Origin of the sequence: Thalassolituus pacificus, assembly GCF_025318105.1 — a bacterium.
Classification (GTDB): Bacteria; Pseudomonadota; Gammaproteobacteria; order Pseudomonadales; family Oceanobacteraceae; genus Venatoribacter; species Venatoribacter pacificus.
The window spans coordinates 445,547-472,110 of record NZ_JAOANI010000015.1; the positions used below are offsets into that span (position 1 = coordinate 445,547).

The following is a 26,564-nucleotide window of genomic DNA, read 5'->3' on the forward strand; positions in this document are numbered from 1 at the left end:
GCAGGCTGAACTGGGCAGGCCGGCTGCCGCAGAACATCAGCAGCCACGGGTAACAACAAACTCATCCTTACTGAGATTGCGCTGCTCGAAATTCAGGTGGTACTGCACCTGATGCAGAATGTCTTTTTCCGTGCGCCGTGCCGCCAGACGGGTCAGCAACTGGGTGAACAGAATATCTTCCAGATACGGGCCATTCATTTCCTGATTCTGTACCGCTGCGTCATCCAGCAACTGCAGTAAAAAATCGATGACTTGTTGTTCGCCACTCATAACACGCTCCATTAATGTGCTTTTGCTCAGTGTGGCAGCAGAAACAAAAACGGGCTTGATACGTATCAAGCCCGGCGTGTGTGCGGGAGGCTGTTCATGCCTTTTTCGGGTCAAGCTTGCAGTTTAAGTGGTGACTGGCCGGTTCAGACGACGTTGTCGTGCAGTAAGGCGTGCTCTTGATCGTGCTGTTTATTCTGTTGTTTGTGCTGCTGTTCGTTCTGTTGCTGCTTGTGAAAACCATCCGTAATCAGCGAACGATAAGCCAGGCCAAGAGCAAACAGCAGCATGCACAACTCCACAGCCATACTGGCAGCGTCGGGCCATAACGGCTGATCCGGCGAAGCAATCCCTGCCAGCACCGAGCTGAGCGGGATCAACAGATACAACGCGGCGGTCAGACGCAACAACGGTACTCTGGCGGCTTCGCCGGAACAGAAAAATGCCAGCAACAGTGCTGCGACAAACACCAGATAGTAGCTGCTGAGGTAGAGCAGATTCAGGTTATCAAACAGCGGAGCCAGCCAGCGTCCGGCCAGCATGGCAGCGGCGATGCCCGCCATGCAGCCAAAACTCACGCCATACGTCAGGGCGGCCAGATGATTCAGCCGCGCCTGAGGGTAATGCTTCTGCTGGCGGCGTTTACTCAGCCACAACAGATTACCGCTGTAAAACAGATAAGCGCCGCCAAGGCCGAGCAGGAAGTATATCCAGCGCACCCACTCGCCACCATAACTGCCGAAGTGCAGGGCAAAAAAGCTGTTAACCAACCGCCCCCACAGACTTTCATCTCCCTCTGGCCAGGTGCTGTAAATCAGATCGAGCGTGTAAGGCTGAAGCACCAGCATATTTCCCTGTGGACTGATTTGCAGATGCTCATCGCTGGTCAGGTACATCAGCAGGCTGGGGCGCTGTCCCGCTAAGTCCTGGAACTTCAGTGTACTGACCTGCTGGCCGGGCATCAGCTCGGCCGCGCGGCTGAGGTAGGTCTGCAGCGGATGCAATGATGACTGGACGTTATCCGGCAGCGCCGGGGTTGATGCAGGCGGAAACATTGGCTGGTCGCCGTAAATAACGCTCAGACCGTTGTAAAAATCATCGTGAAATGCAAACACCACCACGGTCAGCGCAATCAGCAGATGGAAAGGCAAACTCGTGACACCCACCAGATTATGGGTATCCAATAACCAGCGGAATCGCCCTTTGCCTTCGCGCAATGCCAGAAAACTGCGCGCCATGGTCGGCAGCAGGAAGATAAACCCGGAAACCAGGGCCAGGAAATACAGTACCGAGATAACGCCCATCACCAGCACGCCCAGCGATTCGTGACCGACAACCCCCGGAATACCGGCCGTGCGGTGCAGCTCATCAATTAAATCGGCAACGTGTACAACCGGATATTGCTCTACCAACAGTTCACCCCGGTCATCCAGACTGGCGTAGTTCAGGGTTTCCTGATCCAGCAGATGAGCCGGTGCAGTATCACTCCAGCTCAGCGGTGCCGTGGCATCGTGCAGGTGCAGAGTAAAGCCTTTAGCCGCCTGGGTGGAGGTTGCCATCGCCTGGTGGATCAGCGCATCGCGCTCACTGTCTGCCAGCGCTGGCAGCGAGACACGCGGTGCCTCAGCCCAGCTCTGCAACGACTGCTGGAACATGGTCAGAGCACCGGCAAAAAAGCAGATAAAGAGCAGCAACCCGGTGGTGATGCCGGTCCAGGTATGAATGCTCTGGTAGGTACGCACGATATCGCTGCGAATTTTCATGAGAATCCCCTGAGCGTAAAAAACAGACCCCAGCAGAGCAGGTTGGCCAGTCCAAGTTTGATGGCGGCGGTGCGCCAGCTGGTAAACAGATAACTGAGGCTGAAAAACGTCAGCCACAACGGCGCCAGCAGCCACATATTCAGCTGCACTTTCACCGGTGCCTGAATACCGCCGGGCCCATACCACGCAAATAACGCCACCAGGGCATAGGCCAGACTCAGACAAAACAACAGACCGATCAGGGTTTTGCGCCACCACTGTGGCTGAATAACCGCTTTCATTTAACCCTCCGGGCACTACGCAGGGAGTTACGCAGTGAGTTACGCAGCCAGAATGCCAGCGCCGGAACCAGCACCAGCAGCACCATCAACGTTGTCAGCCAGGCAAAAAACGCCACCACGCCCTGCGCGGCCATCAGCCACAGCGAGGCCAGCAATCCGCCACAACCGGCATAGCGCCAGAGTATCCCCAGCGGAGCCGCTAATCCGCGTTGATTTCGCAGACTGAGGTAGATACAGGCCAGGGCCAGCAACAACAGCAAAAGTGCCAGCAACGTCAGAGAAACAGCGTCCACTCAATCCTCCACAGAGCACGAACCCAGCCGTCAGAATGGCGACCAGCAATAAGACGCAAATGATAATGATTTGTAATAGTTAAAAACAACGGTGAAAATACCCGTTATCCACGGTGAAAATTCCTTTTACTCTTTTGCCGGTTTTTCTTTTTTTGTGGCGCACATTGATGTCTGACTATCAGAAAATTCTTATTGATCCACTCTCCGGCAGCCAGGGCCATCTGCTGCTGCAACGGCTGCGGCCGGGGCTGGATCTTAAGTATGAACAGCTGACGATTCATACCGAGTCCAACCTCAGCCTGTTGTTCACCCCCGGCATTCGTCTGGTGTTTGCCCTGCATGGTCTGACCCGCATTCGCATCGGCCGCCAGGAAATTACCTTTAACAGCCATGATCGCTGTAACGGCGCGCTGTTTCCGGTGCTTGAGAGCGCTCTGGGGTTCAAGCATTTCCGCCTGGAAAAGAACAAGAGCGAGCTGATGATATTGCTCAGCAATGACTGGCTGAGCACCAGTCTGAGCGACGATGAGTACAGCGCACTGCGTCCTCTGCTGCAGAACCATCTGCACCCTTCGCGCTTTGTGATTACGCCACTGATACGCCAACTGCTGCAGCGCATCTGCCATGAACACTACCCCCGACTGGGCAAGCTGCAGCAGGAAAGCCTGTGCCTGTCATTAGTGCATGAGGCCCTGCAGCAGATACTTCCGCTGCGAACTTTTTCGGCCAACGAGCATCTGCAGCAGCTGGCCGAGCGGATTGATCTGTTACTGACCGCCGATACCGCCACCGACCTCACCATCGCCCAGATTGCCAGCCAATGTCACAGCAATCCCGGCTCCGTACAGCGGATTTTTAAGCAGCGCCACGGCATCAGTCTGGGGGCCTACCGGCGCCGTATGCAACTGGACATTGCCCACAAAGCACTGGCCGAAGGAGCCACAGTGATTCAGGCCGCGCAGGTCGCTGGCTACAGCCATCTGCAAAGCTTCAGCGATGCTTTCCGGCGCGAATTTGGTTATCTGCCCAGAACCGTAAAAGGTAGCCGTAAGCGTGCCGCAGTGACTGCCGACAAGCCATTGAATACTAATGGTTCGCATTTGCGAAAATAATAAAAACCCTCTAGCGTGCGCAGCCTGATCCGGGACGGTGCTGTAACAGCCCTCCCGCAGACGTATCTGGCTATGCAATCTGGAGAGCTGTTATGCATTACCCGTCTTTCACCAAGAAGCTGTTATTTATTGCCGTCAGCAGCGCATCCGGCGCTGCTCCCCTCTGGGCGCAGGACAATCCGGCGTCCCTCGATAAGGTCACCGTGGTCGGTGAAAAGACCGAACGCTCGCTGAAGGACACCACCTCCTCGGTAAATGTGATCGACGGCGCTGATCTGGCCAGCAACCAGTACCTGTCGGTAAACAGCGCCATCGCCGACACCGCCAACCTGGTGGTTCTGTCCGGTGCCAATCCGGATATCCGTGGCGTTTCCGGTAACGGTTCCGCGACCGGCTTTCTGTCTTTTTCCGGCGGTTCCAAAGCGCGTGTATCGCGCCTGGTTGATGGTGTGGCCGAGCCCTTTATTGCCGACCTGACCGGCGATACCGGCCTGTGGGATGTGGAGCAGATCGAGGTCTACCGTGGTCCGCAGTCCACCACCAACGGCCGCAACAGCATTGGCGGCAGTATCTACATCAAGACACATAAACCGACCTATGAGCTGGAAGGCAAGGCTCGCCTGAGTGCGCGCAATCAGGACAACCTGCTCAACAGTGCCATCATGCTTAACGCACCGCTGGTCGATAACCAGCTGGCGTTCCGTCTGGCGGCCGAAAAAACCGACGGCGATACCTATACCGATAGCACTGAATACGACACCAACCCGTCCAGCCACGACCTGAACGAGCTGAGCTCCTACCGCGTTCGCAGCAAGCTGTTGTGGGAACCGGCGGCGGTTGATGGCCTGTCCGCCTTACTGAGCTATGTCACCAGCGAAGAGCAGGGCAACACCGGGCGGCAATACTATCAAGGCGATGATCCATGGAAATTCGTGCCGGTCACCCAGCGCTATATGGATACCCAATCCGATACCCTGAGTCTGGATCTGGGCTATCAGGTATCCGATGCCATCTCGGTCGACCTGCTGATTGCCGATAGCGGTTTAGACTGGGGCTTTGATGAATACCAGCCTGATCCGGCACGGGAATCTCAGGTATCGATGCGCGAAGAAGACACCAATATCGACGCCAAGGTAAGCATCCGTCCGCAGGACAGTGCCCTCAGTGGCTTTGTTGGCCTGGCCTATTCCGAGCGCAGCCAGGATTTCAACAGCGCAGGCGCTTCGGTTTACAACGGTAAAGACAACAGCAGCTCAACCTCGCTGTATGGCGAAGGCAGCTACCAGCTGAATCAGCAATGGGCGCTCACCCTCGGCGCACGCGTGCAGAAAGAAGAGCAGACCCGTGATTTTTCCCTGCGCGGTGCCGCAGAAGCCCGTCTCGACCGGGAAAAAACCATTCACCTGCCCAAGCTGGTTGTACAGTTTGCCGCTACAGATAACACCACCTTGTTTGCCAGTGCGCGCAAAGGCTACAACCAGGGCGGTGGCGGCTTTAACTCTACCGCCAACGAGTACTACTACTTTGATGAAGAGCGCGTAACCGCGTACGAAATGGGCAGCCGCAGCACCCTGCTGAACGGTAATCTGAACCTGTCGGTTAACCTATTTCACAATACTTACGATGGTTTCCAGGCACTGAGTGTCAAAGACAATAACCGCAAAATCGATAACCTGAACGAAGCCGTTACCTACGGTGCTGAAATCGAAGCACGCCTGTTTGTTTCCAGCGCCCTGCAACTGCGCGGTGGCCTGGGTCTGCTGGATTCTGAAATTACCGACGCTACTGATGAATACCCTGAGGCCGACGGCAACCGCCTGAATTCTGCCCCCGGCGTCACCGCCAATATCGGCGGCCGCTACTGGCTGACCCATGCGCTGAATGTTGATCTGTCGGCCAACTATGTGGGTGAGTACTTCGGTGATTTTCTTAACAGCGAAGAGCGTAAAGCCGGTGACTATATCATCGCGCGCCTGAGCACCACGTACGAACAGGGCGACTGGCTGCTGTCGGCCTTCGTCAACAACCTGGCCAACGAAGAAGCACTGCTGACACGCGAACCTGCCTCCGGTTACTACCCGGAAGGATACGCTGCCGTGGTCGACCCGCGCACCATCGGTGCCTCGGTGACCTACAGCTTCTGAACAGATAACACTGAGGCTAACAACCCCCAGCCAACAACCCCCGGCGGAAAACGCGCCGGGGTTAAATCCGGAGAAAATAAAAAGGGCCTGATAAAAATCAGACCCTTTTTGATTTCAGTTAACTGAAAGCAACCAACTCAGCGCATCACGCACTCAGCTTGTTTACCGCATTTTTCTTCTTCAGGTGAATCAGAATCTGGCTGATAGCCGCCGGGGTAATACCGGAAATACGTGAAGCCACGCCGAGGGTTTCCGGGCGCAGGGTATTCAGTTTCTGCTTCACTTCGTTCGACAGGCCACCCATGGCGTCGTAGTCGAGGTCGGTTGGCAGTTTGGTGTTTTCATAGCGGCGCAGCTGTTCGATTTCATCCAGCTGACGGGCAATGTAGCCGTCATACTTGGCCTGAATCTCAACCTGCTCGGCGACCTGCGGATCAGCCACCGGCTCACCTTTCAGACCAGCCACGTCGTTGTATTCCAGACCCGGACGTTTGAGCAGATCGTGCAGGCTGTATTCGCGCACAAATTTGCTTTCGCCTTTGGCTTCCAGCGCGGCAGCTTCGGCGCTGCCCGGCTGCACCCAGGTGGTTTTCAGGCGCTGCGCTTCCTGCTCGATGCTTTCGCGCTTGGTGCTGAATGCTGCCCAGCGTTCGTCATCGACCAGACCCAGCTCACGGCCCACTTCGGTCAGGCGCAGGTCGGCGTTATCTTCACGCAGCACCAGGCGGTATTCGGCGCGGCTGGTGAACATACGGTACGGCTCTTTGGTGCCCATGGTGATCAGGTCGTCGACCAGCACACCGATGTACGACTGATCACGGCGCGGTACCCAGGCGTCTTTTTCCAGCGCGCGCAGTGCGGCATTGGTACCGGCCAGCAGGCCCTGTGCACCGGCTTCTTCATAACCTGTGGTGCCGTTGATCTGTCCGGCAAAGAACAGGTTGTTAACGAATTTGGTTTCAAGGCTGTGCTTCAGATCCTGCGGATCGAAGTAATCGTATTCGATGGCGTAACCGGGACGGGTGACGTGGGCATTCTCAAAACCGCAGATGCTGTGGATAAGATCCAGCTGTACGTCGAACGGCAGACTGGTGGAGATGCCGTTCGGGTAGAGCTCGTTGCTGTTCAGACCTTCCGGCTCAACAAACACCTGATGGCTGGTTTTATCAGCGAAGCGGGTAATCTTATCTTCGATCGACGGGCAGTAACGCGGGCCGATCCCTTCGATCACACCGGCATACATCGGCGAGCGGTCGAGGTTATTGCGGATAATCTCGTGGGTGCGCTCGTTGGTATGGGTGATGTAGCAGTTCACCTGCTCAGGGTGTTCATCCACCGAGCCCATAAAGGACATCACCGGCAGCGGCGCATCGCCTGGCTGCACCTGCATCACCGAAAAATCAACACTGCGCGCGTCGATACGCGCCGGCGTACCGGTTTTCAGACGGCCAACGTTAAACGGCATTTCGCGCAGACGCCTGGACAGCGCAATCGACGGCGGATCACCGGCACGGCCACCGCTGTGGTTTTCCATACCAATGTGGATAAGTCCGCCGAGGAATGTACCGGCAGTTAACACCACACTGGTGGCGTGAATGCGCATATTGGTGTTGGTGACTACGCCACAGACGGTGGAGCCAACGCCGTCGCCCTGGGTAATCAGGTCGTCACAGGCGGCCTGGAAGATATCCAGATTGGGCTGGTTTTCCACAATATGACGGATCGCCGAGCGGTACAGCGCACGGTCGGCCTGAGCGCGGGTTGCACGTACTGCCGGGCCTTTACGGCTGTTAAGAATGCGGAACTGGATACCGGCTTTGTCGGTAGCGCGCGCCATGGCGCCGCCCAGTGCATCGATTTCTTTTACCAGGTGGCTTTTGCCAATCCCGCCGATGGCCGGGTTGCACGACATCACACCGACGGTATCGGTGTTGTGGGTCAGCAGCAGGGTTTTGCAGCCGGTACGCGCCGCGGCCAGCGCAGCCTCGGTACCGGCATGGCCACCGCCAACCACAATGACGTCATAACGCACGGGATAATCCACAAACCACCTCAGAATTGTTCGTTTAACAGGAATCGGGAAAAAAGGGCGCGCAGTATACCAGCCTTAACCGCTCAGCGGCAGTAGGCTGAGTAAAATTTAACCAATGGTTTTATACACTTTATCCACATCGGTAAAAAGACTGTTAGCCAATTTTAGTCACCGCTGTGACTTTTCAATTTAATTCCTTTAAAAACAAAGTATTAGAGAGTGTATAAAGCTGTTGATAATTGTGGGTAACTTTATCCTCAGAATAAATACGGAAAACTGTTCATGCTGAGATCCCAGCTTATGCGGATCTTTGTTACGCGTTAGTCACAGAGTTATACACAGAGCGGATGAAGAAATAGGGCAGCCACCGGGCCGTGGCTGCCGGAAGGGGATATCAGGGCGTGGTTGTGGGATCGGTGGCCGGATCGGTCGTCGTTTCAACCGGTGTGCTGCTAACCGGCGCGGTAAAGGTCATAAACAGCAGGTCGGTATCTTTGCGCAGGTACACTTCTAACTCGGAGTCGCTGTTGACCACCGCATAGCCGCTGGCGTTGGTTTCGTTAAATGCCGGGCAGTTTTTGCGCTCACGCAGGGTAACGGCATAGAGGGCATCGTTTTTATCCAGCAGGGTGATATCACCTTCGAACGTACAGCCACTGCTGTCGGTACTGATGCCTTTGAATGACGCTTTGCTGCTCAACGGTTCGACATAAAACTCGTAACCGGTGGCCGTCCACTTACCTGCGAGCAAGCTTAAAGCGGAGTTATTCGGCCAAATGCCGTCATCGGTGAGCACAAAGCTGCCGGTGGCGGTGGCGTTTTCAAAATCGCCGACCAGCTGTGGCGAGGTTTCCACGGTGTATAACAGGCCGTTCAGGCTGTAATCCTGATTCAGACCATCGGCCACATACTGTTTGGCGGCGGTATCGTTCTGCGACAGTGCGTAACTGGTCAGCGCCAGCGTGGCCGTACGGTTATCGTTATTCAGCAGCGCCGTGCCGTAATAGCCACGGCTTTCATCCAGAGCGTAAACGTTGCCGTTGTAGATCAGCACCCGCAGGCTGCCTGCCTGATCAAACTGGCCATCCCATAAACCATTCAGCGCCAGGGTGGGGTCACTGACGGTCACTCCCTGTTCGTTGGTGATCTTGTTTTTGTCTTCTTCTGCGATGCATCCTACCAATAATGTGGTGGCTATCGCCAGAGCTGCTGCGCGCACGGCGTTCTCCTGCCTGAAAGTAATATCAATAAAGATAGCAATCGGCGGCGAATCCGCTCTCTTTAACCGCCGAACTCATAAAAAGAGCAATTGCCTGAATAGTCAGCCTGAGCTTGCGGGATTTGCGCAAAGGCAAAAGTGATTGCCATCTAACACCCGTTAGATAGAATGACGCTTCATTCCGGATGGGCCAACAAACATGAGCGATACCCGTAGCCAACTGAAACAGATCGCTATCGAGCAGATCCGCCGGCGCACACTGCATGCCGCCAGCTTTCGTGAGCTGGGTAAAGTGGCCGGAATCAAAAGCAGCTCGGTGCATTATCACTTTGAAAACCGCGATGCTCTGCTGTTGGAACTGGTGAAAGACTACGAGCAGGATTTCTTTATCCGGCTCGAGCAGCGCTGCCACGAACTGAGCGACCCCGGCCAGCAACTGCAACAACTGGCGGCACTGTTTCTGCTCAGTCAGCAATCGCAGTACCAGTGTTTGTGCCTGGCGTTTGCCGCCGCAGGGGATGAAACCAACGATCAACAACGCGCCGCCGTTGAGCAGTTTCTGCAGCGTCTGGAAACCTGGATCAGTGCCGTACTGGCCCGCGCCGCCGATCACGCAGACAGCGCCCCGCAACTGGCGCGGGTAATACTCAGTGCCCTTGAAGGTGCGCTGTTGCTCGACCGTGATCAGCCACAGGCCCCGCGCCTGAACGCCGTCAGCCAATGGCTGACAACCCTTATCCGCAGTCACTCTGACCAGCAACCGGAGACGTTATGAGCGCGCAACCCGCCTTTCAACCCATCAATATGGATCGCAGCAAAGCGGTGGTTATTCGCCCCGGCGATCAACCCTGGCTCAGAGCCCCGCAAGCGCCTGTTGAGCGTTTTCCGCTGGAACGTGAAGCGCCGGAACAGGGCCAGGTCAGCAGCCTGGTACGCTATTTACCCAACACTCGTTTCCCGCAACACAGTCACCCGCTGGGCGAAGAAATTTATGTGCTGGAAGGTGTGTTCAGTGACGAGTCGGGCGATTACCCGGCGGGCAGTTATTTGCGTAATCCACCCGGTTCCGCTCACAGCCCGTTTTCCATTAACGGTTGCCTGATTTTTGTAAAACTTAATCAGTTTGCAGAAACCGACAGCGCAACCGTGCGTTTGCGCCCTGAAGATCAGCAATGGCGTCCCGGAATTGGCGGCCTCACAGTTTGCCCGCTGCACGAACATCAGGGCGCCAGCACAGCACTGGTGCGCTGGCCGGCTGGTGAAGTTTTTCAGCCACACAGGCATTGGGGCGGAGAAGAAATTCTGGTGATTTCCGGCTGCTTTAAAGACGAGCACGGTGAATATCCGCGGCATACCTGGCTGCGCAGCCCGCATTTAAGCCAGCACTATCCTTTTGTGGATGAAGAAACGCTGATTCTGGTGAAAGTCGGCCACCTCTGAACATCTTATGCTCTGCACTTCACCGCCTGCTGGTTTCAGCGGCGGTGATCGAAAGCCAACGGTAGCCACTGCGCACCCCATAATTGTCGTCCGATCACCTGTCAGCTCTGGCCTGATGCGCCTATCCTGTTACGCATAATGAGAATAACGTACCGGTCATTATTTTTTGCGGCACTCTTTACCGCACAGACATTGGGACCCGGTGCATCATCTGCGAGGCGCTTATGAACAGCAAACAGCAAAAAGCTCAGGCCATCAGTTCTTCCATGGAAATTCCCGGTCGTAAAATGGAATTTGAATTCGAACTCGATGACATTCCAAAATACTGGTACGGCGATGACGTCTTTAAATCGACCTTCATGAACGCCCTGTCATGCCTGTTTCCGGAAGGCGAGCGCATGTTTATGGATGCGGTGCGCGACCATCAGCATAAAATCAGCGACCCGCAATTACTGCAGCAAATTAAAGGCTTTATTAAACAAGAAGCGATTCACGGCCACGAACACGCGCAGTACAACGATTTTCTGAAAAAATGGAATTACCCGATCGACAAAATCATGTCCTTCGAGAAAAAAGAAAAAATCTGGATGAAAAAATGGCTGCCGCGTAAACACCGTCTGGCCATTACCTGTGCGCTGGAACATTTTACCGCCATCATGGCGCACCAGATTCTGACCAACCCGGAATCCACCGAAGGTATGCATCCACAGTTTAAAGAAATGTGGCGCTGGCATGCCGTGGAAGAAACGGAACATAAAGCCGTGGCCTACGATGTATACCAGCAAGCGGTTGGCAGCTACTGGCTGCGCGTGATCACCATGATCAACATCACCGTTCTTTTCTGCCTGCGTACTTCCATTATTCAGGCTATTTTCCTGTGGAAAGACGGCCAGCTATTCAACCCGAAAGTCTGGTGGAAAGGTTTTCAGTTTTACTTCCTGAAGCCCGGCCTGGTACCGACCATCTTTCGTGATTATCTGGATTATTTCCGCCGCGACTTCCACCCATGGGATCACGATAACCGTGAACTGCTGGGCAAGTGGGAAGAAGAACAGCAGAAATATAAGATCGTTTGATCTGTAATTGTCAGAGCCTTTGGCAATAATAAAAAGCCGCGATGTTCGCGGCTTTTTTATGTCTGAAAAATATTTTCCGACTGTCAGAAGCCGTTTTCCACAGCCCTTGCCGTTGCGGCTGAGTTACTTGCCGATACAGAAGCTGCCAAAAATCTCACCCAATAAATCATCGGCGGTAAATGCGCCGGTAATTTCGTTCAGTGCGTGCTGCGCCATGCGCAGATCTTCGGCCAGCAGTTCACCGGCTGCCATACCTTCGAGTTGCTGACGGCCAAAATCGAGGGCTTGCTGGGCGCGGTTAAGGGCGTCGATATGACGGCGACGGGCGAGGAAACCACCTTCGGCGGCGGCATCAAAGCCCATAATCTGTTTCAGGTGCTCACGCAGCACATCGACACCGGCATTCTGTTTCGCCGATAAGGTAATTACCGGGAAACGGCCGCCGTTATTCAGGCCAATGGTCTCGGTGGATAAATCTGCTTTATTGCGGATGACGGTTAAGCGGCCGTTATTTAACAGGTCGGTCGCGGCTTCCTGCAAACCACGCTCGTCGTACAGGGCGTGCAGTAATTTCTCTGCATCGGTTTCGTTGGTGGTGCTGTCGACCATCAGTAAAACGCGGTCGGCTTTGCTGATTTCTTCCCAGGCGCGCTGAATGCCAATGCGCTCGACTTCATCCGGCGCGTCGCGCAGACCGGCGGTGTCGATAATATGCAGCGGCATACCGTCGATGTGGATATGTTCTTTCAGTACGTCGCGCGTGGTGCCGGCAATATCGGTAACGATGGCGCGCTCCTGGCCTGCCAGTGCGTTCAGCAGCGACGATTTGCCGGCGTTCGGCCGTCCGGCAATCACCACGTTCATGCCTTCGCGTAATAACGCGCCTTGTCCGGCTTCGCGCAATACCGCTTTCAATTCAGCATCCACAGCATCAAGCATGGCGGCTACTTTGCCGTCGGAGAGAAAATCGATTTCTTCTTCCGGAAAGTCGATGGCCGCTTCGACATAAATACGCAGCTGAATTAACTGATCGAGCAGGCTGTGTACTTTATTGGAGAACTCACCCTGCAATGAACGCAGCGCACAGCGTGCGGCCTGCTCAGAGGCGGAATCAATTAAATCGGCAATGGCTTCGGCCTGGGCCAGATCCATTTTGTCGTTTAAGAAAGCGCGCTCAGAAAATTCGCCGGGGCGTGCCAGGCGGCAACCCAGCGCCACCACTTCTTTCAGTAACAGATCGAGCACTACCGGGCCGCCATGACCCTGCAGCTCGAGGACGTCTTCACCGGTAAAAGAATTCGGATTAGGAAAGAACAGGGCGATGCCTTCATCCAGCACCGTACCGTCAGCCGCCTTAAAAGGACCGTAGTGCGCATAACGTGGCTTAGGCGCTATACCGAGTACGGCCTGTGCCACGGTTAACGCCAGCGCGCCGGATACGCGGATAATGCCAACACCACCTCGTCCGGGTGCGGTCGCTACAGCGGCAATGGTGTCGTTGTGGATAAGGTTGCTCATCGCGGATTCCTGAAATCTGTTACTGCCGGTTAAAACACAGCGGTTTGGCTTGCGCGAATTGTACCTGAGTCTGTGAATATGTGTTGCTGCCGGTAATGAAAGCCACTTTCCTGAACTGCAGGCAATAAAAAAGCAGCAGGAGCTGCTTTTAACGTTGCACCGCAACGGCACGAAGGGTTGCCGCCACGGACGGCAGGCAATAAAAAAGGCGCCGAAGCGCCTTTTTAAGATTCCTGCAGATCAGCTGTTTTCGATCTGTTTGGTAATCACGTATTGCTGACTGATCGACAGGATGTTGTTTACCACCCAGTACAGCACCAGACCAGCCGGGAACCACAGGAAGAAGATGGTAAAGATTACCGGCATAAACTGCATAACACGCGCCTGCATTGGGTCCGGCGGCGTTGGGTTCAGCTTCATCTGAATAAACATAGAAGCACCCATAATTAATGGCAGGATGAAGTAAGGATCCATCACCGACATATCTTTAATCCACAGGAAGAAGGGTGCCTGACGCAGCTCCACAGATTCCATCAGTACCCAGTACAGTGCGATAAATACCGGCATCTGTACCAAGATAGGCAGACAACCACCCAGCGGATTGATCTTCTCTTCTTTGTAGAGCTTCATCATTTCCTGGCCGAGCTTTTCACGGTTATCACCGTATTTTTCTTTAATTTCCTGCATCTTCGGCGCGACTTTACGCATGTTCGCCATTGAGCGGTAAGAGGTTGCAGACAGTTTAAAGAACGCGGCTTTAATCAGAACGGTCAGCAGGATAATAGCGACACCCCAGTTACCCACCAGACCGTGGAAGAAGCTCAGCAGCCAGAACAGCGGCTGGGCAATCCACCACAACCAACCGTAATCGACGGTCAGGTCCAGATGCTCTGCAATTTCTGCCAGACGACCCTGAACTTTCGGGCCAACATACAGGCTGGCACCCACTTCAGCGGTTTCACCAGCAGCAATAACGGTTGGTGCATCGTAGAAACCAAAGATGTAGTTTCCTTTTACTGCACGGCCATTGTAGGTGTGCTGCTCATCTTTCGCAGGCACCCAGGCGGCAAGGAAGTAATGCTGCAGGATGGCGGCCCAGCCACCTTTTTCTACCTTTTTGTACTCGCCATCTTCCAGATCAGAGAAAGTGACTTTTTCGTAACGGTTTTCTTTGGTGGTCAGAGCAGCACCTAAATATGCGGCCATACCCATCTGCGAACCTTTTGACGGATCGACAGAATTGTCACGCTTCAGCTGAGCATAAAACACACCCTGCCAGGTTTCGGCCGAGGTATTTTTAATGCGGTAGTTAACATCCATCAGGTAATCACCACGACGGAAGGTAAATACTTTTTCCACCGCGGCTTTATCCGTTTGTGTGGTCAACACGACGCTCAGCTCATCCTGGCCTTCCGCCAGCTGGTACTGAGTGGCATCCGCGCTGTACAACGCCGGGCCTTGTGAATCCACACCGTCTTTACCCAGCAGACCACTTTGAGCCACATAGGTACGACGCTGGTTGCGCTCCATTAATACGAAAGGAACGTCTTTCTGATCAACCGCTGCCGGATATTCAGGCAACAGCACCTCAACAATTTCACCACCGCGTGGGTCAATCACCAGACGCAGTACGTCGGTTTCAACGTGAATCAGTTCTGACGATGGCTGAGCCTGGGCTGCTGTATTCACAACCGGTGTATCCACGCTTGGCTGTTCAGCCAGTTCGTCTGCACTGGCGGTGGTTACCGGAGCATCCTGATTTTCAGCAAACGGCGTTGCTTCAATCGGTGCAGTCACCTGATTTTTCTGACCGTAGTCATCGTTCCAGGCAAGAATAAGGAAATAGCTACTGACAATCAGGCCAAGAAATATGACCGTACGGCGGATATCCATGATTAGGGTTTCCGTTGACAACAATTGGAGGAATGGTTGGGTAAATCGGGTACCGGATCCACACCGTGGGAACCCCATGGGTGACACCGGAGCAATCGTTTGAGCGCAAGATAACCGCCGCGCGCAGCACCGTATCGACGAATCGCTTCATCGGCATAGGCAGAGCAGGTGGGGTAATAACGACAACGACTGGGAATAAGAGGACTGAGAGCGTAACGATAGAAAGCAATCAGGGACAGCAACACCTTAGCGCCGGGTTGCGCGCCGGTTTTTTCGGCTGCCGTTTGCTTGTCTGTCATTGGAAGGACGCTTTAATCTGAACCAAAGGCCGTCAATCATCTCACGAATTTGCTGGTTGTCCAGTTCGGCAAGACCAGAGCGGGCGAGTAAAACAAAATCCAACGACGCCATCTCATGCTGATGATGTCGGAAAGATTCGCGAACCAGACGTTTAATCCGGTTGCGGTCTACAGCCCGTTTGATCTGCTTTTTGGCCAGAACAAATCCTATTCTGGCCTGGTCCTGCTCATTCGGAGTTGCCAACACCAAAAGGTGAGGCGAACTACCGCGTAATTCTGTCTTGTCGAAAACCCGTTTAAACTCCACCGGCTTGAGTAAGCGGGCACGGCGGGGAAATCCGAATTCCGACATAGACGGCAAACTACGCAGCGTCAGACGGTCGATTAAGCAGTCAGTTCGTGACGGCCTTTAGCACGACGACGAGCCAGAACTGCACGGCCGTTTTTGGTAGCCATACGGGCACGGAAGCCGTGAGTACGCTTACGTTTCAGTACGGTTGGTTGGAAAGTACGTTTCATAACACTGTCACCCAGTTAAGTGAAAAGGGTCTAATTTTTAAGGGCCGCAATTGTATGAGAAAGAATCAGCAATAGCAATGGTGATTTTATGTGCAGTTTCAGCCCTGAACTTAATCTGTTTTTTCCTGCTGACCCAAAAAGATTTTTATATTGGTTATGTTATGTGAAAGAAGAGAAGTAGTAGTTCGTTATTTATATTCTTAGTGAAGCCAATTTCTGTGTATAACCGTAAAAAAACTATAAAAATCAATATCTTAACGGAAGCACAACTGCCGGGTTAAACTGCGCTTAAGTTATGCACTAGCTGCCGGTAACCCAGGTATGGAATGTGGGTGGAATTGCCTGGAAAAACGCCTTGGCAGTTATCCAGAAAGATATCCGCATGCTTTCGTCCTGTTTATCCACAGGGTTTTGAATGAAGTGGAAAATTATCATAACTTCTGTGGATAACCATCGATCCCTCAGTTAGAATATGCGGCTCGCTAGAATTCAGATGACGGATGTAAAGAAGTGGCACTGACAGCTCTGTGGCAAGATTGCCTGGGACACTTGCAGCACGAACTCCCCGCGCAGCAATACAACACATGGATCCGGCCGTTGTTGGCAAACGCCGATAGTGGACAGCTGGTTCTGAGTGCGCCTAACCGTTTTGTAAAAGACTGGGTAAAAGATAAGTATTTGCAGCGTATCCAGGAAATTCTTTCTGACCTCAACGGCGGCCTGATTACCCGCGTAGAACTGGCTGTTGGTGAAGCACAGCCCATGTTCCGCCCGTCAGGAGTCAGTCGTCCTGAACCTTCGCCAGCTCCGGCCAGAAATGAAAATTTTGGTTTTGCCGCACCGAGGGCGCAGGCACAGGCTGAACTCGATTATGGTAACCAGCAGGAAGCGGCGTCTTTTAGTGGTCATCCTTCTTATGGTGATGCACCGGTTACCGCGCCGGCTCCGGCGGTCAGTCGTCCAAAGCGTGAAGTGCAGGTTGAGGGTGGCATTCAGCATCAGAGTTTCCTGAATCCTACCTTTACCTTTAAAACCTTTGTGGAAGGTAAATCGAACCAGCTGGCCCATGCGGCGGCTCGCCAGGTTGCAGAGAATGCCGGCGGCTCTTACAACCCCCTCTTTATATATGGTGGTGTTGGCCTGGGTAAAACCCACTTGATGCACGCGGTGGGTAACTACCTGCAAAGTAAAAACCCGAATGCCAAAGTGCTGTACGTGCATTCCGAACGTTTTGTGCAGGATATGGTGAAAGCCCTGCAGCTGAACGCCATTAACGAATTCAAACGCTTCTATCGGGGTTTGGATGCTTTGTTAATTGATGATATTCAGTTTTTCGCCGGTAAAGAGCGCTCGCAGGAAGAATTTTTCCACACCTTTAATGCGCTGCTTGAGGGCGGCCAGCAGATGATTCTGACCTGTGACCGCTATCCGAAAGAGATCAACGGCCTGGAAGAGCGTCTGAAAAGCCGCTTTGGCTGGGGTTTAACCGTGGCGGTTGAACCGCCGGAGCTGGAAACCCGTGTTGCTATCTTAATGAAGAAAGCCGAGCAGACCGGTGTGCACCTGCCCGATGATGCCGCTTTCTTTATTGCGCAGAAGATCCGTTCCAACGTGCGCGAGCTCGAAGGCGCACTGAAACGGGTGGTCGCCAATGCTCATTTTACTGGCAGTGAAATCACCCTGCCGTTTATTAAAGAATCTCTGAAAGATCTGCTCGCGCTGCAGGATAAACAGGTCAGTATCGATAATATTCAGCGAATCGTGTCTGAGTATTACAAAATGAAGATGTCTGATTTATTATCTAAGCGCCGCACCCGCTCCATTGCCCGTCCGCGTCAGGTGGCGATGGCTTTGAGCAAAGAACTGACCAACCATAGCCTGCCGGAAATCGGTGACGCTTTTGGTGGGCGTGATCACACAACCGTTCTGCATGCGTGCCGCAAGATCAAAGAACTACAGGAAACCAGCGCAGATATTCGCGAAGACTATAAGAATCTGCTGCGCTCGCTGACAACGTAAAACAACGGTAATCATGCCGTGTTTTACAGGAAGACCGTTTTCAAGAATCACAGGCGCTGTTCAATCCGATGAACATGCCCAGGACCTGAGTGGAGAACCATGAAATTCGTTATCTCTAGGGAAGCCTTGCTTCGTCCTCTGCAATTGGTGGCCGGCGTAGTAGAAAAGCGCCAGACTCTGCCAGTACTGTCAAACGTACTGCTGGAGGTTAAGGGCCAGCAGTTGTCACTGACAGGCACCGATCTGGAAGTCGAACTGGTTGGCCGCGTTACCCTTGACGAGGTAGGTCAGGAAGGTGAGATCACGGTTCCGGCCAAAAAGCTGATGGATATCTGCCGTTCACTGCCCGATGGTGCACAGATTGAAATCGAACAGGATGAGCAGCGCGTTAACGTCCGCTCTGGCCGTTCGCGCTTTACTCTGTCGACTCTGCCTGCCACCGAATTCCCCAATGTGGATAACATTGCCGGTGAACAGACCTTTACCCTGGAGCAAAGCAGCCTGCGTCGTGTGATTGACCGCACCAGCTTCGCCATGGCCCAGCAGGACGTGCGTTACTACCTTAACGGCATGTTGTTTGAAGTCAGCGCCAACGGTCTGCGTACTGTATCGACCGATGGCCACCGTCTGGCAACCTGCCAGGTGGCGATGAATGGCCCGGATACCGCACAGCAGATCATTCTGCCACGCAAAGGCGTGTTGGAAATGGCTAAGCTGCTGACCGATCCGGAATCGTCCGTCACGCTGTCGCTGAGCACCAACCATCTGCGTGCGCGCACTGAGAATTTCACCTTCACCTCGAAACTGGTGGACGGTAAATTCCCCGATTACAGCCGCGTGATCCCGAAAAACGGCAGCAATGTGATGCTGGCCGAGCGTACCGAACTGCGTCAGGTATTTAACCGTACCGCGATTCTGTCCAACGAGAAGTACCGTGGCGTGCGTCTGGTATTGGATACCGATCTGCTCAAAGTGTTTGCCAATAACCCCGAGCAGGAAGAAGCGGAAGAATCGGTCGCGGTGGAATACAAGGGTGATGCTCTGGAAATGGGCTTCAACGTTTCTTACCTGCAGGACGTCATGAGCGTACTGGATACCCAGCAGGTAAAAATGACCCTGTCCGATGCCAACAGCAGTGCCTTGCTGGAAGAACCGGAAGGCGGCGACGCGATGTATGTTGTTATGCCGATGCGCCTGTAGTCGCCGGCCATATAGCGAACTCTTCTTATGCCAATCCGGCAGCTTAAAATCAGCGGCGTGCGAAATCTGCAGCCGCTGGATCTTACACTCCAGCCCGGAGTGAACTTCATCTACGGCGATAATGGCTCGGGCAAAACGAGCATTCTCGAAGCCATCGTGCTGATGGCGGCGGGTAAATCATTCCGCACGTCACAGCTTAAGCACGTTCTGGCCCATGATGCCGACCGTATTGAAATACAGATGGATATCGACGACGAGAGCCTTGGCCACTGTCAGCTCGACAGTCTGCGCTTAAAAGGCGGAGATCATCTGTTGAAGTTAAATGGTTCTGTGCTGACGTCCCAGGCAGAAGCCGCTCATTGGTTGCCGGTTCAGGTGATTGATCCCACCACATTCAAACTGCTGTCCGGTTCGCCGGAAGAACGCCGCCAGTTTATCGACTGGGGTGTGTTCCACGTGGAACACAGTTTCATGGAGCAGTGGAAAACCTTCCGCAAGCAGCTTAAGCAGCGCAATTCAGTGCTTAAGCAGAAAGAAGCAGAATGGCTGCCGGTGTGGAATAAAGGCTTTGTTGAAAGTGCGCTGGTGATTGACCAGCACCGTCGCGATTATCTTAAACGCTTTAAGCCCGAGTTTATGCGCATTCTCAAAGCACTGGATGAGAGCGTCGATGTCAGTCTGGCGTACTATCCGGGATGGGATAAAGATTCCGCGCTGCAGGACGTACTGGATAAGCAGCAGGAGCGTGATATGGTGCTGGGCTATACCCAGTCAGGGCCACACCGTGCCGAGCTGCGTATCAAGGTCGACAAGCAGCCTGCGGCTGAAATTTTAAGCCGTGGTCAGCAGAAAACCGTCGTCGCCGCGCTGAAAATTGCCCAGGGCGCTTTGTTCCAGCAAGAGAGTGGACGCCGCACCATCTACCTGGTCGACGATCTTGCATCTGAATTGGATGAAAAGCACCGTTTCGCTTTATGCAAACTGCTGGAAGACTTAAAATGTCAGGTCTTTATTACCAGTATCGATAAGGACAAGCTGACCGATATCTGGCAGCCGGTAGCGAGCACTGTGTTCCACGTGGAACACGGACGTATTGAGGATGTTGCGCAAGAAATTCAGGGCGTAACACAAGAACAAAGCCCGGTAACGGACTGATAAAAGAACAGCTTATTTCGCACTGTCCGACAACGTACAACAGCGGCAGCGCACCGAATTCATCAAGAGGAACCACCGAATGAGTGAGCAGACTTACGACTCGTCGAGTATTAAAGTCCTGAAAGGGCTGGATGCCGTGCGCAAACGGCCGGGGATGTACATTGGCGATACCGATGACGGCACCGGTTTGCATCACATGGTATTTGAGGTGGTGGATAACTCCATTGACGAAGCCCTGGCTGGCCACTGCGACCAGGTGGACGTGATCATCCATACCGATAACTCCGTCTCCGTATCAGATAACGGCCGTGGTATTCCAACCGAGCTGCACCCGGAAGAAGGCGTATCAGCGGCCGAGGTTATCCTCACCGTTTTGCACGCCGGTGGTAAGTTCGACGATAACTCTTACAAGGTTTCCGGTGGTCTGCACGGCGTGGGTGTTTCTGTCGTAAACGCGCTGTCTGAATCGCTGAAACTCACCATCCGTCGTGGCGGCAAAGTTTTTGAGCAGGAATACAGCCATGGCGTACCGGATTACCCGCTGAAAGAAGTTGGCGTTACCGATGGCAAAGGCACCACCGTGCGTTTCCTGCCATCGCTGAAAACCTTTACCAATAAAACCGAATTCAGTTACGACTACCTGGCCAAGCGTCTGCGTGAACTGTCGTTCCTGAACTCCGGCGTACGTATTCATCTGAAAGACGAGCGCAGTGACCGTGAAGACGTGTTTGCCTTTGAAGGTGGTCTGGGCTCGTTTGTTACCTTCCTCAACGAAGGTAAAACCGCACTGAACGACGTGTTCCACTTTAATATGCAGCGTGATGACGGTATCGCGGTGGAAGTGGCCATGCAGTGGAATGACACCTTCCAGGAAAACATCTACTGCTACACCAACAACATCCCTCAGCGTGATGGCGGTACTCACTTAGCAGGCTTCCGCGCCGCGCTGACCCGTACGCTGAATAACTACATCGAGAAAGAAGGCCTGGCGAAAAAAGCCAAAGTTGCCACCACCGGTGACGATGCCCGTGAAGGTTTAACAGCCATTATCTCGGTTAAAGTACCCGATCCTAAGTTCAGCTCGCAGACCAAAGACAAGCTGGTTTCCAGCGAAGTGAAAACCGCGGTTGAGCAGGAAATGGGCCGCCTCTTTTCCGATTATCTGCAAGAGTACCCACAGCAGGCCAAAGATCTGGTCGGCAAGATGATCGACGCCGCCCGTGCCCGTGAAGCCGCGCGCAAAGCGCGTGAAATGACCCGCCGCAAAGGCGCACTGGATATAGCCGGTTTGCCCGGCAAGCTGGCTGACTGTCAGGAAAAAGACCCGGCATTGTCCGAAGTGTACCTGGTGGAAGGGGACTCGGCGGGTGGTTCTGCGAAGCAGGGCCGTGACCGCCGCACCCAGGCCATTCTGCCGCTGAAAGGTAAAATCCTGAACGTTGAAAAAGCCCGTTTCGACAAGATGCTATCGTCCGCCGAAGTCGGCACCCTGATTACCGCACTGGGCTGTGGTATTGGCCGCGAAGAGTTCAACCCGGACAAGCTGCGTTATCACAGCATCATCATCATGACCGATGCCGACGTCGACGGTGCGCACATCCGTACGCTGCTGTTGACCTTCTTCTTCCGTCAGATGCCGGAAATCATCGAACGCGGCCACATCTTTATTGCCCAGCCACCGCTGTACAAAATCAAGCGTGGTAAGCAGGAGCAATACATCAAAGACGAAGAAGCGATGGAAAGCTACCTGACCCACATCGCGCTGGAAAAAGCCGCTCTGCACCCGTCTGCTGACGCCCCGGCGATTACCGACGTTGCCTTTGCTGAACTGGTTGCCGAATACCGTGCTGCGCAGGAAACCATCACCCGCATGTCCAACCTGGTACCGCACGAAGTGCTGCACCAGATGGTGACACTGCCGCGTATGGACAGCGCAGAGCTGGCTGACAAAGCCAAAGCCGAAGCATGGGCCGCACTGCTCAGTGAGCGCCTGCCGGACGCTGGCCGCAGTGGCAGCCACTTTATTGTTGAAGTCGCGGCTGACAGCGAGCGCAACAGCCATAAAATCGTGATTAAAGTAATTACCCACGGTATTCCAAAAGAATTCCGTCTGGATCACGATTTCTTCAACGGCAGCGGCTACAAAAAACTGGCCGCAACCAGCCAGAAACTGAGCGAAACCCTGGAAGAGGGCGCTTACATTCAGCGTGGCGAGCGTGTCCACCTGATCGAAGACTTCTGGGATTCTGTGCAATGGCTGCTGGCCGAAGCGAAAAAAGGCTTCAATATCCAGCGCTATAAAGGTCTGGGCGAGATGAACCCGGAACAGCTGTGGGAAACCACCATGGACCCGAACACCCGCCGCATGCTGCGCGTGACCATCGAAGACGCCATCGGTGCCGACAAGATGTTCACTACGCTGATGGGGGATGAGGTAGAACCGCGCCGCGCCTTTATCGAAGCCAACGCGCTGAACGTAGCGAACCTAGATTTCTGATTCTGGGTTTGCCATAAAGCGCGTTAGCATCAGCGATAAATAAAAAGCCCCGGCTGTGCAGACAGCCGGGGCTTTTTCATTCTGGCATCTTGATCAGTATTATCCTGCGATCCTATACCTCGTACTCCGCCCGCCGCCCGGCAGCTTTTCAATACAGCCTTTTTCCAGTAAATCCGCCAGATGGCGGGTAGCGGTGGCCTTACTGACTTTGGCTACTTTCTGATACTGGCTTGCGCTTATTCCATCCTCAAAGCCTTTCTCTCCGCCATCGAGCAGGCGGTTCAGTACCCTGATTTGTTCTTTGCTCAGCGGGGTATCGCGGTGCTGCTGCCAGAAGCGGGTTTTCTCTAAGGTGCGATCGATCGTCCGGATGGCGCTGTCGATGGCGGCTTCGAGTGTTTGCAAGAACCACCGCAGCCAGGGTGTGATATCCAGAGTCTGCGCCGTGTCGTTTTCCTCTTCTCCGTTATCTGCTGCGTTTTCTGAAGAAGCAAGCTGCTGCGTTTGGTTAAGCGCGGCGTAGTAGCCTTTGCGGTCGGCCAGAATAGCAACCGACATGGCATACAGGCGCACACTCTGGCTGTCGGCCTGAGCCAGCGCCATATCGGTAAGGGCGCGGGTCAGGCGACCGTTGCCGTCATCAAAGGGGTGCAGGGTCACAAACCACAGATGGGTAACCGCTGCGCGCAGCAGAGGGTCGCTATCGGGGTTGGTTGCGGTGTGGTTAAACCAATCAATAAACTGCTGTATAGCCTGTTCCAGTCCGGCTCTTGGCGGTGCTTCGTAATGTACGGTCGGGCGGTCCAGACGGCCGGATACCACCTGCATAGGCTCTGGCCCCCGCAGCTGGCCAACCCGGATTTTATTCAGAAAGCCCGTCTCACTTTGTGGGAACAACCAGCGATGCCATTGATACAAACGCTCCAGCGTCAGCATTTGCTGATGGTTTTGCAGGGCATCCATCATCATCTCGGCCAGTCCTTCTGAGCGTTCAGAGACCGGGTAGGGTTGTTCTTCGCTGATGCCCAGATGGCGGGCGAGGGAAGAGCGGACTGACTGGGCGTTCAGCTTCTCGTCTTCAATGGCGGAGGAGGCAACGATATTGGCGAGCAAAGCCTGCAGGGATTGTTCGGCCGGTGAGCTCAGGCTGGCCTTGCCCTGCAGTACGCCGCTTTTCTGTTGTATGGCGCGCAGCAGAGGTTGCAGCGGGTCATGTTGCCAACTGAACTCTGGCCAGGCAGAGGATTGCCAGATCCATTGCATGCTTGTCTCCGGGAGGAAGCTGGTTGATGGCAGGAACTCAGTTACAGCATCTGAGCCGATTAACAATCATATTCGGCTCATAATAGTCAGGAATATGAGCCGAATACCAGACCTTATTCGGCTCACTTCAGATTCCACTGTTCGAAGAAACCTTAAAAAGACGCAGCGTCAGCCTGCCATTCCTGCGCTCCGTCACCCTCAACCGGCCAGTTTGTGGTACTTTGCGCGCCTTCTTTGAGTGTCTGACTGCCCGGTCAGTTTTATACCGGGCCTGAATGAGGAAAAACCATGAATGCGGTGGTGATTGCGGTGGTACTGATGCTGGTGCTCAGTCTGGCGCGTATGCACGTAATGCTGGCGATGATTGTCGCGGCCTTTGTTGGCGGCTGGGTCGGCGGCCTGGATCTGAAGACCACGCTGGAGGCCTTTAATGCCGGTATCGGCGGTGGCGCGGGTATTGCGCTCAGCTATGCCTTATTAGGCGGTTTTGCGGTGGCGATTTCGCTGTCGGGTCTGCCGCATTTACTGGCCGATGCCATTCTGCGTAAGCTGGGTGCCGAAACCGGTGGCCGCGAGTCGCGCTGGCTGAAGAATGGCCTGCTCGGTCTGTTGCTGCTGGTCGCGGTGTCGTCGCAGAACCTGATTCCGATCCATATCGCCTTTATCCCGATTCTGATCCCGCCGCTGCTGTTAGTGATTGCCCGCTTACGTCTCGACCGCCGTCTGGTGGCCTGTGTGCTGACCTTTGGTCTGGTAACGCCTTATATGTTCCTGCCGGTGGGCTTCGGCAATATCTATCTGAATGAGATTTTGCTCGGACGTGTGGCTGAGGCCGGCCTGAATGTGGAAGGGGTGTCGGTGGTACAGGCGATGGTGATTCCGGCGCTGGGAATGCTGACCGGCCTGATCATTGCGGCGCTGTTTACCTACCGCAAGCCGCGTGAATATAACCTCACCCGCATTGCGATTGCCGAACATACCGAACGCCGTTATGAGCCTAAGGCGCTGATGGTTGCAGCGGCGGCCATTGTGCTGGCCTTTGTCGTGCAGCTGTATACCGATTCGATGGTTCTGGGGGCGATGGCCGGTTTTATGTTGTTTTCTCTGACCGGCGTGGTGCGCTGGAATGAGTCCGAAGGCGTGCTGGTCGATGGCATCAAGATGATGGCCTCTATCGGCTTTATTATGATTGCCGCTTCGGGCTTCTCGGAGGTGCTGGAGCGTACCGGCCATATTGCCGAGCTGGTCAATGGTTCGGCGGGCTGGCTGGGTGATAACAAGGCACTGGCGGCATTATTGCTGTTGGTGGTCGGATTGTTGCTGACGATGGGCATTGGCTCGTCGTTCTCGACCATTCCGATCATCGCCGCGATCTATGTGCCGTTATGTCTGCAGATGGGCTTCAGCCCGCTGGCGATTGTGGCGCTGGTCGGTACCGCCGGGGCGTTGGGCGATGCGGGTTCACCGGCGTCGGATTCGACGCTGGGGCCGACCGCGGGTCTGAATGCCGATGGCCAGCACCATCATATGCGCGACACCGTGGTGCCGACCTTTCTGCATTTTAATCTGCCATTACTGGCCGCTGGCTGGATTGCCGCGATGGTGCTGTAAGCTGCTGAGATTGTAAATTGCAGGCTGATGGTGAGTGTTTACTACGGCGGGCACTTACAGCCAGTCTGCCTTTTATTGTTCAGAAACGTTTACCACTGCTGTCGGCATCGACCATTTCACCGTCAAACGGCCGGGCTGAAATTTCATCGACCCGGTTGTTAATCCAGCTTTCACTCAGCTCGCTCAGTTGCGCAGTACTGAGACCGGTCGTTTCCATCACCGGGCTGATCATCAGGTTAATGGTGCCTGGGCGTTTTACCCAGTTGTCATTTGGCCAGTGTTCGCCGGAGTTGTGGGCAATGGCAATTACTGGCGCTTTGCTTTTGGTGGCGAGCATAGCACCGCCTTTGGAAAAGGCTTTGCGCTTACCCGGCGACACCCTTGTACCTTCGGGGAAAACCAATACATGAATGCCGCTGTTCAGACGGTCGGCCCCCTGGTTCAGTACCTGCTTCAGCGCATTGGTTTTATGAGTGCGGTCGATAAATATCGGATGAATCATCTTCAGCGCCCAGCCAAAGAACGGCAGATAAAGCAGCTCGCGTTTAACCACCTGTACATGCGGTGCAATGATGGTGGGAATAAAAAAGGTTTCCCAGGTGCTTTGGTGTTTGCTCAGCAGTACATAGCCACGGCCATCGGTGGGAATATTCTCCCGGCCTTCCACCTGCCATTTAACTCCGCAGATCAGCCGCGCCGACCAGACCACAATGTGGCAGTAAAACACCATGATGAAATAGTTACGCGCCTTCAGCGGCAGGAAGATGCCAATAACAAAGCTGGGAATAAACCAGGCAAAGGTGAGCACGGCCAGCCAGCCATAAAAAATAAGGCTGCGCAGCTGAGCCAGCCATAAGCGGTGAGTTGTTGCACTGGCATCCATGCCAGCTGTATCAGGACGTGCGGCCATAGAGATACCGTGCTCTGCGCTTTTTATAATGGGGCGTTATTTATACCACTTTA

23 protein-coding genes are annotated in these 26,564 nt (G+C 54.2%); 10 read left to right on the top strand and 13 right to left on the bottom strand.

Annotation, left to right across the window (positions count from 1 at the left end):
* Window positions 1–36 precede the first annotated feature (36 nt).
* From NYR02_RS09205 to NYR02_RS09220, 4 genes are all read right to left on the bottom strand, one after another.
* Window positions 37–270 (bottom strand): hypothetical protein, encoded by a 234-nt coding sequence (locus tag NYR02_RS09205; protein WP_260976067.1) that lies wholly within the window; start codon window positions 268–270, stop codon window positions 37–39.
* A 143-nt stretch (window positions 271–413) separates the two neighbouring features.
* Window positions 414–2,030, bottom strand: a complete 1,617-nt coding sequence (locus tag NYR02_RS09210; protein WP_260976068.1) for a PepSY-associated TM helix domain-containing protein — start codon at window positions 2,028–2,030, stop codon at window positions 414–416.
* On the bottom strand, window positions 2,027–2,311 hold the full coding sequence (locus tag NYR02_RS09215) for a hypothetical protein (protein ID WP_260976069.1): 285 nt from the start codon (window positions 2,309–2,311) through the stop codon (window positions 2,027–2,029). The genes NYR02_RS09210 and NYR02_RS09215 overlap by 4 nt, the downstream gene beginning before the upstream one ends.
* Entirely contained in the window at window positions 2,308–2,604 is a 297-nt protein-coding gene (locus NYR02_RS09220; protein ID WP_260976070.1) for a hypothetical protein, read from the bottom strand. Before NYR02_RS09220 ends, NYR02_RS09215 begins: the two co-directional genes overlap by 4 nt.
* Before the next feature lie 167 nt (window positions 2,605–2,771).
* Between NYR02_RS09220 and NYR02_RS09225 the strand changes: the two genes are divergently transcribed.
* A complete protein-coding gene (locus NYR02_RS09225) occupies window positions 2,772–3,716 on the top strand; it encodes a helix-turn-helix transcriptional regulator (protein ID WP_260976071.1) in 945 nt (314 codons plus the stop codon).
* A gap of 92 nt (window positions 3,717–3,808) precedes the next feature.
* Window positions 3,809–5,860, top strand: coding sequence for a TonB-dependent receptor (locus NYR02_RS09230; RefSeq protein WP_260976072.1), 2,052 nt, complete (start codon window positions 3,809–3,811; stop codon window positions 5,858–5,860).
* A 145-nt stretch (window positions 5,861–6,005) separates the two neighbouring features.
* On the opposite strand, the gene mnmG is transcribed toward NYR02_RS09230, so the two are convergent.
* Together mnmG and NYR02_RS09240 are read right to left on the bottom strand one after the other, a co-directional pair.
* On the bottom strand, window positions 6,006–7,904 hold the full coding sequence (gene mnmG / locus NYR02_RS09235; RefSeq protein ID WP_260976073.1) for a tRNA uridine-5-carboxymethylaminomethyl(34) synthesis enzyme MnmG: 1,899 nt from the start codon (window positions 7,902–7,904) through the stop codon (window positions 6,006–6,008).
* Between the two features lie 382 nt (window positions 7,905–8,286).
* Window positions 8,287–9,111, bottom strand: a complete 825-nt coding sequence (locus NYR02_RS09240; RefSeq protein WP_260976074.1) for a hypothetical protein — start codon at window positions 9,109–9,111, stop codon at window positions 8,287–8,289.
* Window positions 9,112–9,310: 199 nt separating this feature from the next.
* Between NYR02_RS09240 and NYR02_RS09245 the strand changes: the two genes are divergently transcribed.
* The 3 genes from NYR02_RS09245 to NYR02_RS09255 all read left to right on the top strand — a co-directional run bounded on the left by NYR02_RS09245 (window position 9,311) and on the right by NYR02_RS09255 (window position 11,627).
* Entirely contained in the window at window positions 9,311–9,886 is a 576-nt protein-coding gene (locus NYR02_RS09245) for a TetR/AcrR family transcriptional regulator (RefSeq protein WP_260976075.1), read from the top strand.
* Window positions 9,883–10,551 (top strand): cupin domain-containing protein, encoded by a 669-nt coding sequence (locus NYR02_RS09250; RefSeq protein WP_260976076.1) that lies wholly within the window; start codon window positions 9,883–9,885, stop codon window positions 10,549–10,551. The genes NYR02_RS09245 and NYR02_RS09250 overlap by 4 nt, the downstream gene beginning before the upstream one ends.
* 224 nt (window positions 10,552–10,775) lie before the next feature.
* Entirely contained in the window at window positions 10,776–11,627 is an 852-nt protein-coding gene (locus NYR02_RS09255) for a metal-dependent hydrolase (RefSeq protein ID WP_260976077.1), read from the top strand.
* A gap of 123 nt (window positions 11,628–11,750) precedes the next feature.
* Here the strand turns inward: NYR02_RS09255 and mnmE are convergent, their stop codons facing one another.
* The 5 genes from mnmE to rpmH form a co-directional block, all read right to left on the bottom strand.
* Window positions 11,751–13,145: a tRNA uridine-5-carboxymethylaminomethyl(34) synthesis GTPase MnmE gene (gene mnmE / locus NYR02_RS09260; protein WP_260976078.1), complete on the bottom strand. Its 1,395-nt coding sequence runs from the start codon at window positions 13,143–13,145 to the stop codon at window positions 11,751–11,753.
* A gap of 240 nt (window positions 13,146–13,385) precedes the next feature.
* A complete protein-coding gene (yidC, locus tag NYR02_RS09265) occupies window positions 13,386–15,038 on the bottom strand; it encodes a membrane protein insertase YidC (RefSeq protein WP_260976079.1) in 1,653 nt (550 codons plus the stop codon).
* 2 nt (window positions 15,039–15,040) lie between these two features.
* A complete protein-coding gene (gene yidD / locus NYR02_RS09270) occupies window positions 15,041–15,337 on the bottom strand; it encodes a membrane protein insertion efficiency factor YidD (RefSeq protein WP_260976080.1) in 297 nt (98 codons plus the stop codon).
* Window positions 15,285–15,689: a ribonuclease P protein component gene (rnpA, locus tag NYR02_RS09275; protein WP_260976081.1), complete on the bottom strand. Its 405-nt coding sequence runs from the start codon at window positions 15,687–15,689 to the stop codon at window positions 15,285–15,287. The genes yidD and rnpA overlap by 53 nt, the downstream gene beginning before the upstream one ends.
* Before the next feature lie 32 nt (window positions 15,690–15,721).
* Entirely contained in the window at window positions 15,722–15,856 is a 135-nt protein-coding gene (rpmH, locus tag NYR02_RS09280; protein ID WP_260976082.1) for a 50S ribosomal protein L34, read from the bottom strand.
* Between the two features lie 510 nt (window positions 15,857–16,366).
* Between rpmH and dnaA the strand changes: the two genes are divergently transcribed.
* The 4 genes from dnaA to gyrB all read left to right on the top strand — a co-directional run bounded on the left by dnaA (window position 16,367) and on the right by gyrB (window position 22,727).
* A complete protein-coding gene (gene dnaA / locus NYR02_RS09285; RefSeq protein WP_260976083.1) occupies window positions 16,367–17,875 on the top strand; it encodes a chromosomal replication initiator protein DnaA in 1,509 nt (502 codons plus the stop codon).
* 99 nt (window positions 17,876–17,974) lie between these two features.
* Window positions 17,975–19,075: a DNA polymerase III subunit beta gene (gene dnaN / locus NYR02_RS09290; protein ID WP_260976084.1), complete on the top strand. Its 1,101-nt coding sequence runs from the start codon at window positions 17,975–17,977 to the stop codon at window positions 19,073–19,075.
* Window positions 19,076–19,102: 27 nt separating this feature from the next.
* Window positions 19,103–20,230, top strand: coding sequence for a DNA replication/repair protein RecF (gene recF / locus NYR02_RS09295; protein WP_260976085.1), 1,128 nt, complete (start codon window positions 19,103–19,105; stop codon window positions 20,228–20,230).
* 79 nt (window positions 20,231–20,309) lie between these two features.
* On the top strand, window positions 20,310–22,727 hold the full coding sequence (gene gyrB, locus NYR02_RS09300) for a DNA topoisomerase (ATP-hydrolyzing) subunit B (RefSeq protein WP_260976086.1): 2,418 nt from the start codon (window positions 20,310–20,312) through the stop codon (window positions 22,725–22,727).
* 99 nt (window positions 22,728–22,826) lie between these two features.
* On the opposite strand, the gene NYR02_RS09305 is transcribed toward gyrB, so the two are convergent.
* On the bottom strand, window positions 22,827–23,990 hold the full coding sequence (locus tag NYR02_RS09305; protein WP_260976087.1) for a Fic family protein: 1,164 nt from the start codon (window positions 23,988–23,990) through the stop codon (window positions 22,827–22,829).
* A 288-nt stretch (window positions 23,991–24,278) separates the two neighbouring features.
* On the opposite strand from NYR02_RS09305, the gene NYR02_RS09310 reads away from it, so the two are divergent.
* Window positions 24,279–25,601, top strand: a complete 1,323-nt coding sequence (locus NYR02_RS09310) for a Na+/H+ antiporter family protein (RefSeq protein ID WP_260976088.1) — start codon at window positions 24,279–24,281, stop codon at window positions 25,599–25,601.
* A gap of 79 nt (window positions 25,602–25,680) precedes the next feature.
* Here the strand turns inward: NYR02_RS09310 and NYR02_RS09315 are convergent, their stop codons facing one another.
* Window positions 25,681–26,511, bottom strand: coding sequence for a lysophospholipid acyltransferase family protein (locus NYR02_RS09315; protein WP_260976089.1), 831 nt, complete (start codon window positions 26,509–26,511; stop codon window positions 25,681–25,683).
* Window positions 26,512–26,564: the final 53 nt, after the last annotated feature.

Bases quoted from the DNA above. Each gene is read 5' to 3' on its own strand.
- NYR02_RS09205 (WP_260976067.1), bottom strand. From the start codon at position 270: ATGAGTGGCGAACAACAAGTCATCGATTTTTTACTGCAGTTGCTGGAT.
- NYR02_RS09210 (WP_260976068.1), bottom strand. From the start codon at position 2,030: ATGAAAATTCGCAGCGATATCGTGCGTACCTACCAGAGCATTCATACC.
- NYR02_RS09215 (WP_260976069.1), bottom strand. From the start codon at position 2,311: ATGAAAGCGGTTATTCAGCCACAGTGGTGGCGCAAAACCCTGATCGGT.
- NYR02_RS09225 (WP_260976071.1), top strand. From the start codon at position 2,772: ATGTCTGACTATCAGAAAATTCTTATTGATCCACTCTCCGGCAGCCAG.
- NYR02_RS09230 (WP_260976072.1), top strand. From the start codon at position 3,809: ATGCATTACCCGTCTTTCACCAAGAAGCTGTTATTTATTGCCGTCAGC.
- NYR02_RS09245 (WP_260976075.1), top strand. From the start codon at position 9,311: ATGAGCGATACCCGTAGCCAACTGAAACAGATCGCTATCGAGCAGATC.
- NYR02_RS09250 (WP_260976076.1), top strand. From the start codon at position 9,883: ATGAGCGCGCAACCCGCCTTTCAACCCATCAATATGGATCGCAGCAAA.
- NYR02_RS09255 (WP_260976077.1), top strand. From the start codon at position 10,776: ATGAACAGCAAACAGCAAAAAGCTCAGGCCATCAGTTCTTCCATGGAA.
- mnmE (WP_260976078.1), bottom strand. From the start codon at position 13,145: ATGAGCAACCTTATCCACAACGACACCATTGCCGCTGTAGCGACCGCA.
- yidC (WP_260976079.1), bottom strand. From the start codon at position 15,038: ATGGATATCCGCCGTACGGTCATATTTCTTGGCCTGATTGTCAGTAGC.
- yidD (WP_260976080.1), bottom strand. From the start codon at position 15,337: ATGACAGACAAGCAAACGGCAGCCGAAAAAACCGGCGCGCAACCCGGC.
- rnpA (WP_260976081.1), bottom strand. From the start codon at position 15,689: ATGTCGGAATTCGGATTTCCCCGCCGTGCCCGCTTACTCAAGCCGGTG.
- rpmH (WP_260976082.1), bottom strand. From the start codon at position 15,856: ATGAAACGTACTTTCCAACCAACCGTACTGAAACGTAAGCGTACTCAC.
- dnaN (WP_260976084.1), top strand. From the start codon at position 17,975: ATGAAATTCGTTATCTCTAGGGAAGCCTTGCTTCGTCCTCTGCAATTG.
- recF (WP_260976085.1), top strand. From the start codon at position 19,103: ATGCCAATCCGGCAGCTTAAAATCAGCGGCGTGCGAAATCTGCAGCCG.
- gyrB (WP_260976086.1), top strand. From the start codon at position 20,310: ATGAGTGAGCAGACTTACGACTCGTCGAGTATTAAAGTCCTGAAAGGG.
- NYR02_RS09305 (WP_260976087.1), bottom strand. From the start codon at position 23,990: ATGCAATGGATCTGGCAATCCTCTGCCTGGCCAGAGTTCAGTTGGCAA.
- NYR02_RS09310 (WP_260976088.1), top strand. From the start codon at position 24,279: ATGAATGCGGTGGTGATTGCGGTGGTACTGATGCTGGTGCTCAGTCTG.
- NYR02_RS09315 (WP_260976089.1), bottom strand. From the start codon at position 26,511: ATGGCCGCACGTCCTGATACAGCTGGCATGGATGCCAGTGCAACAACT.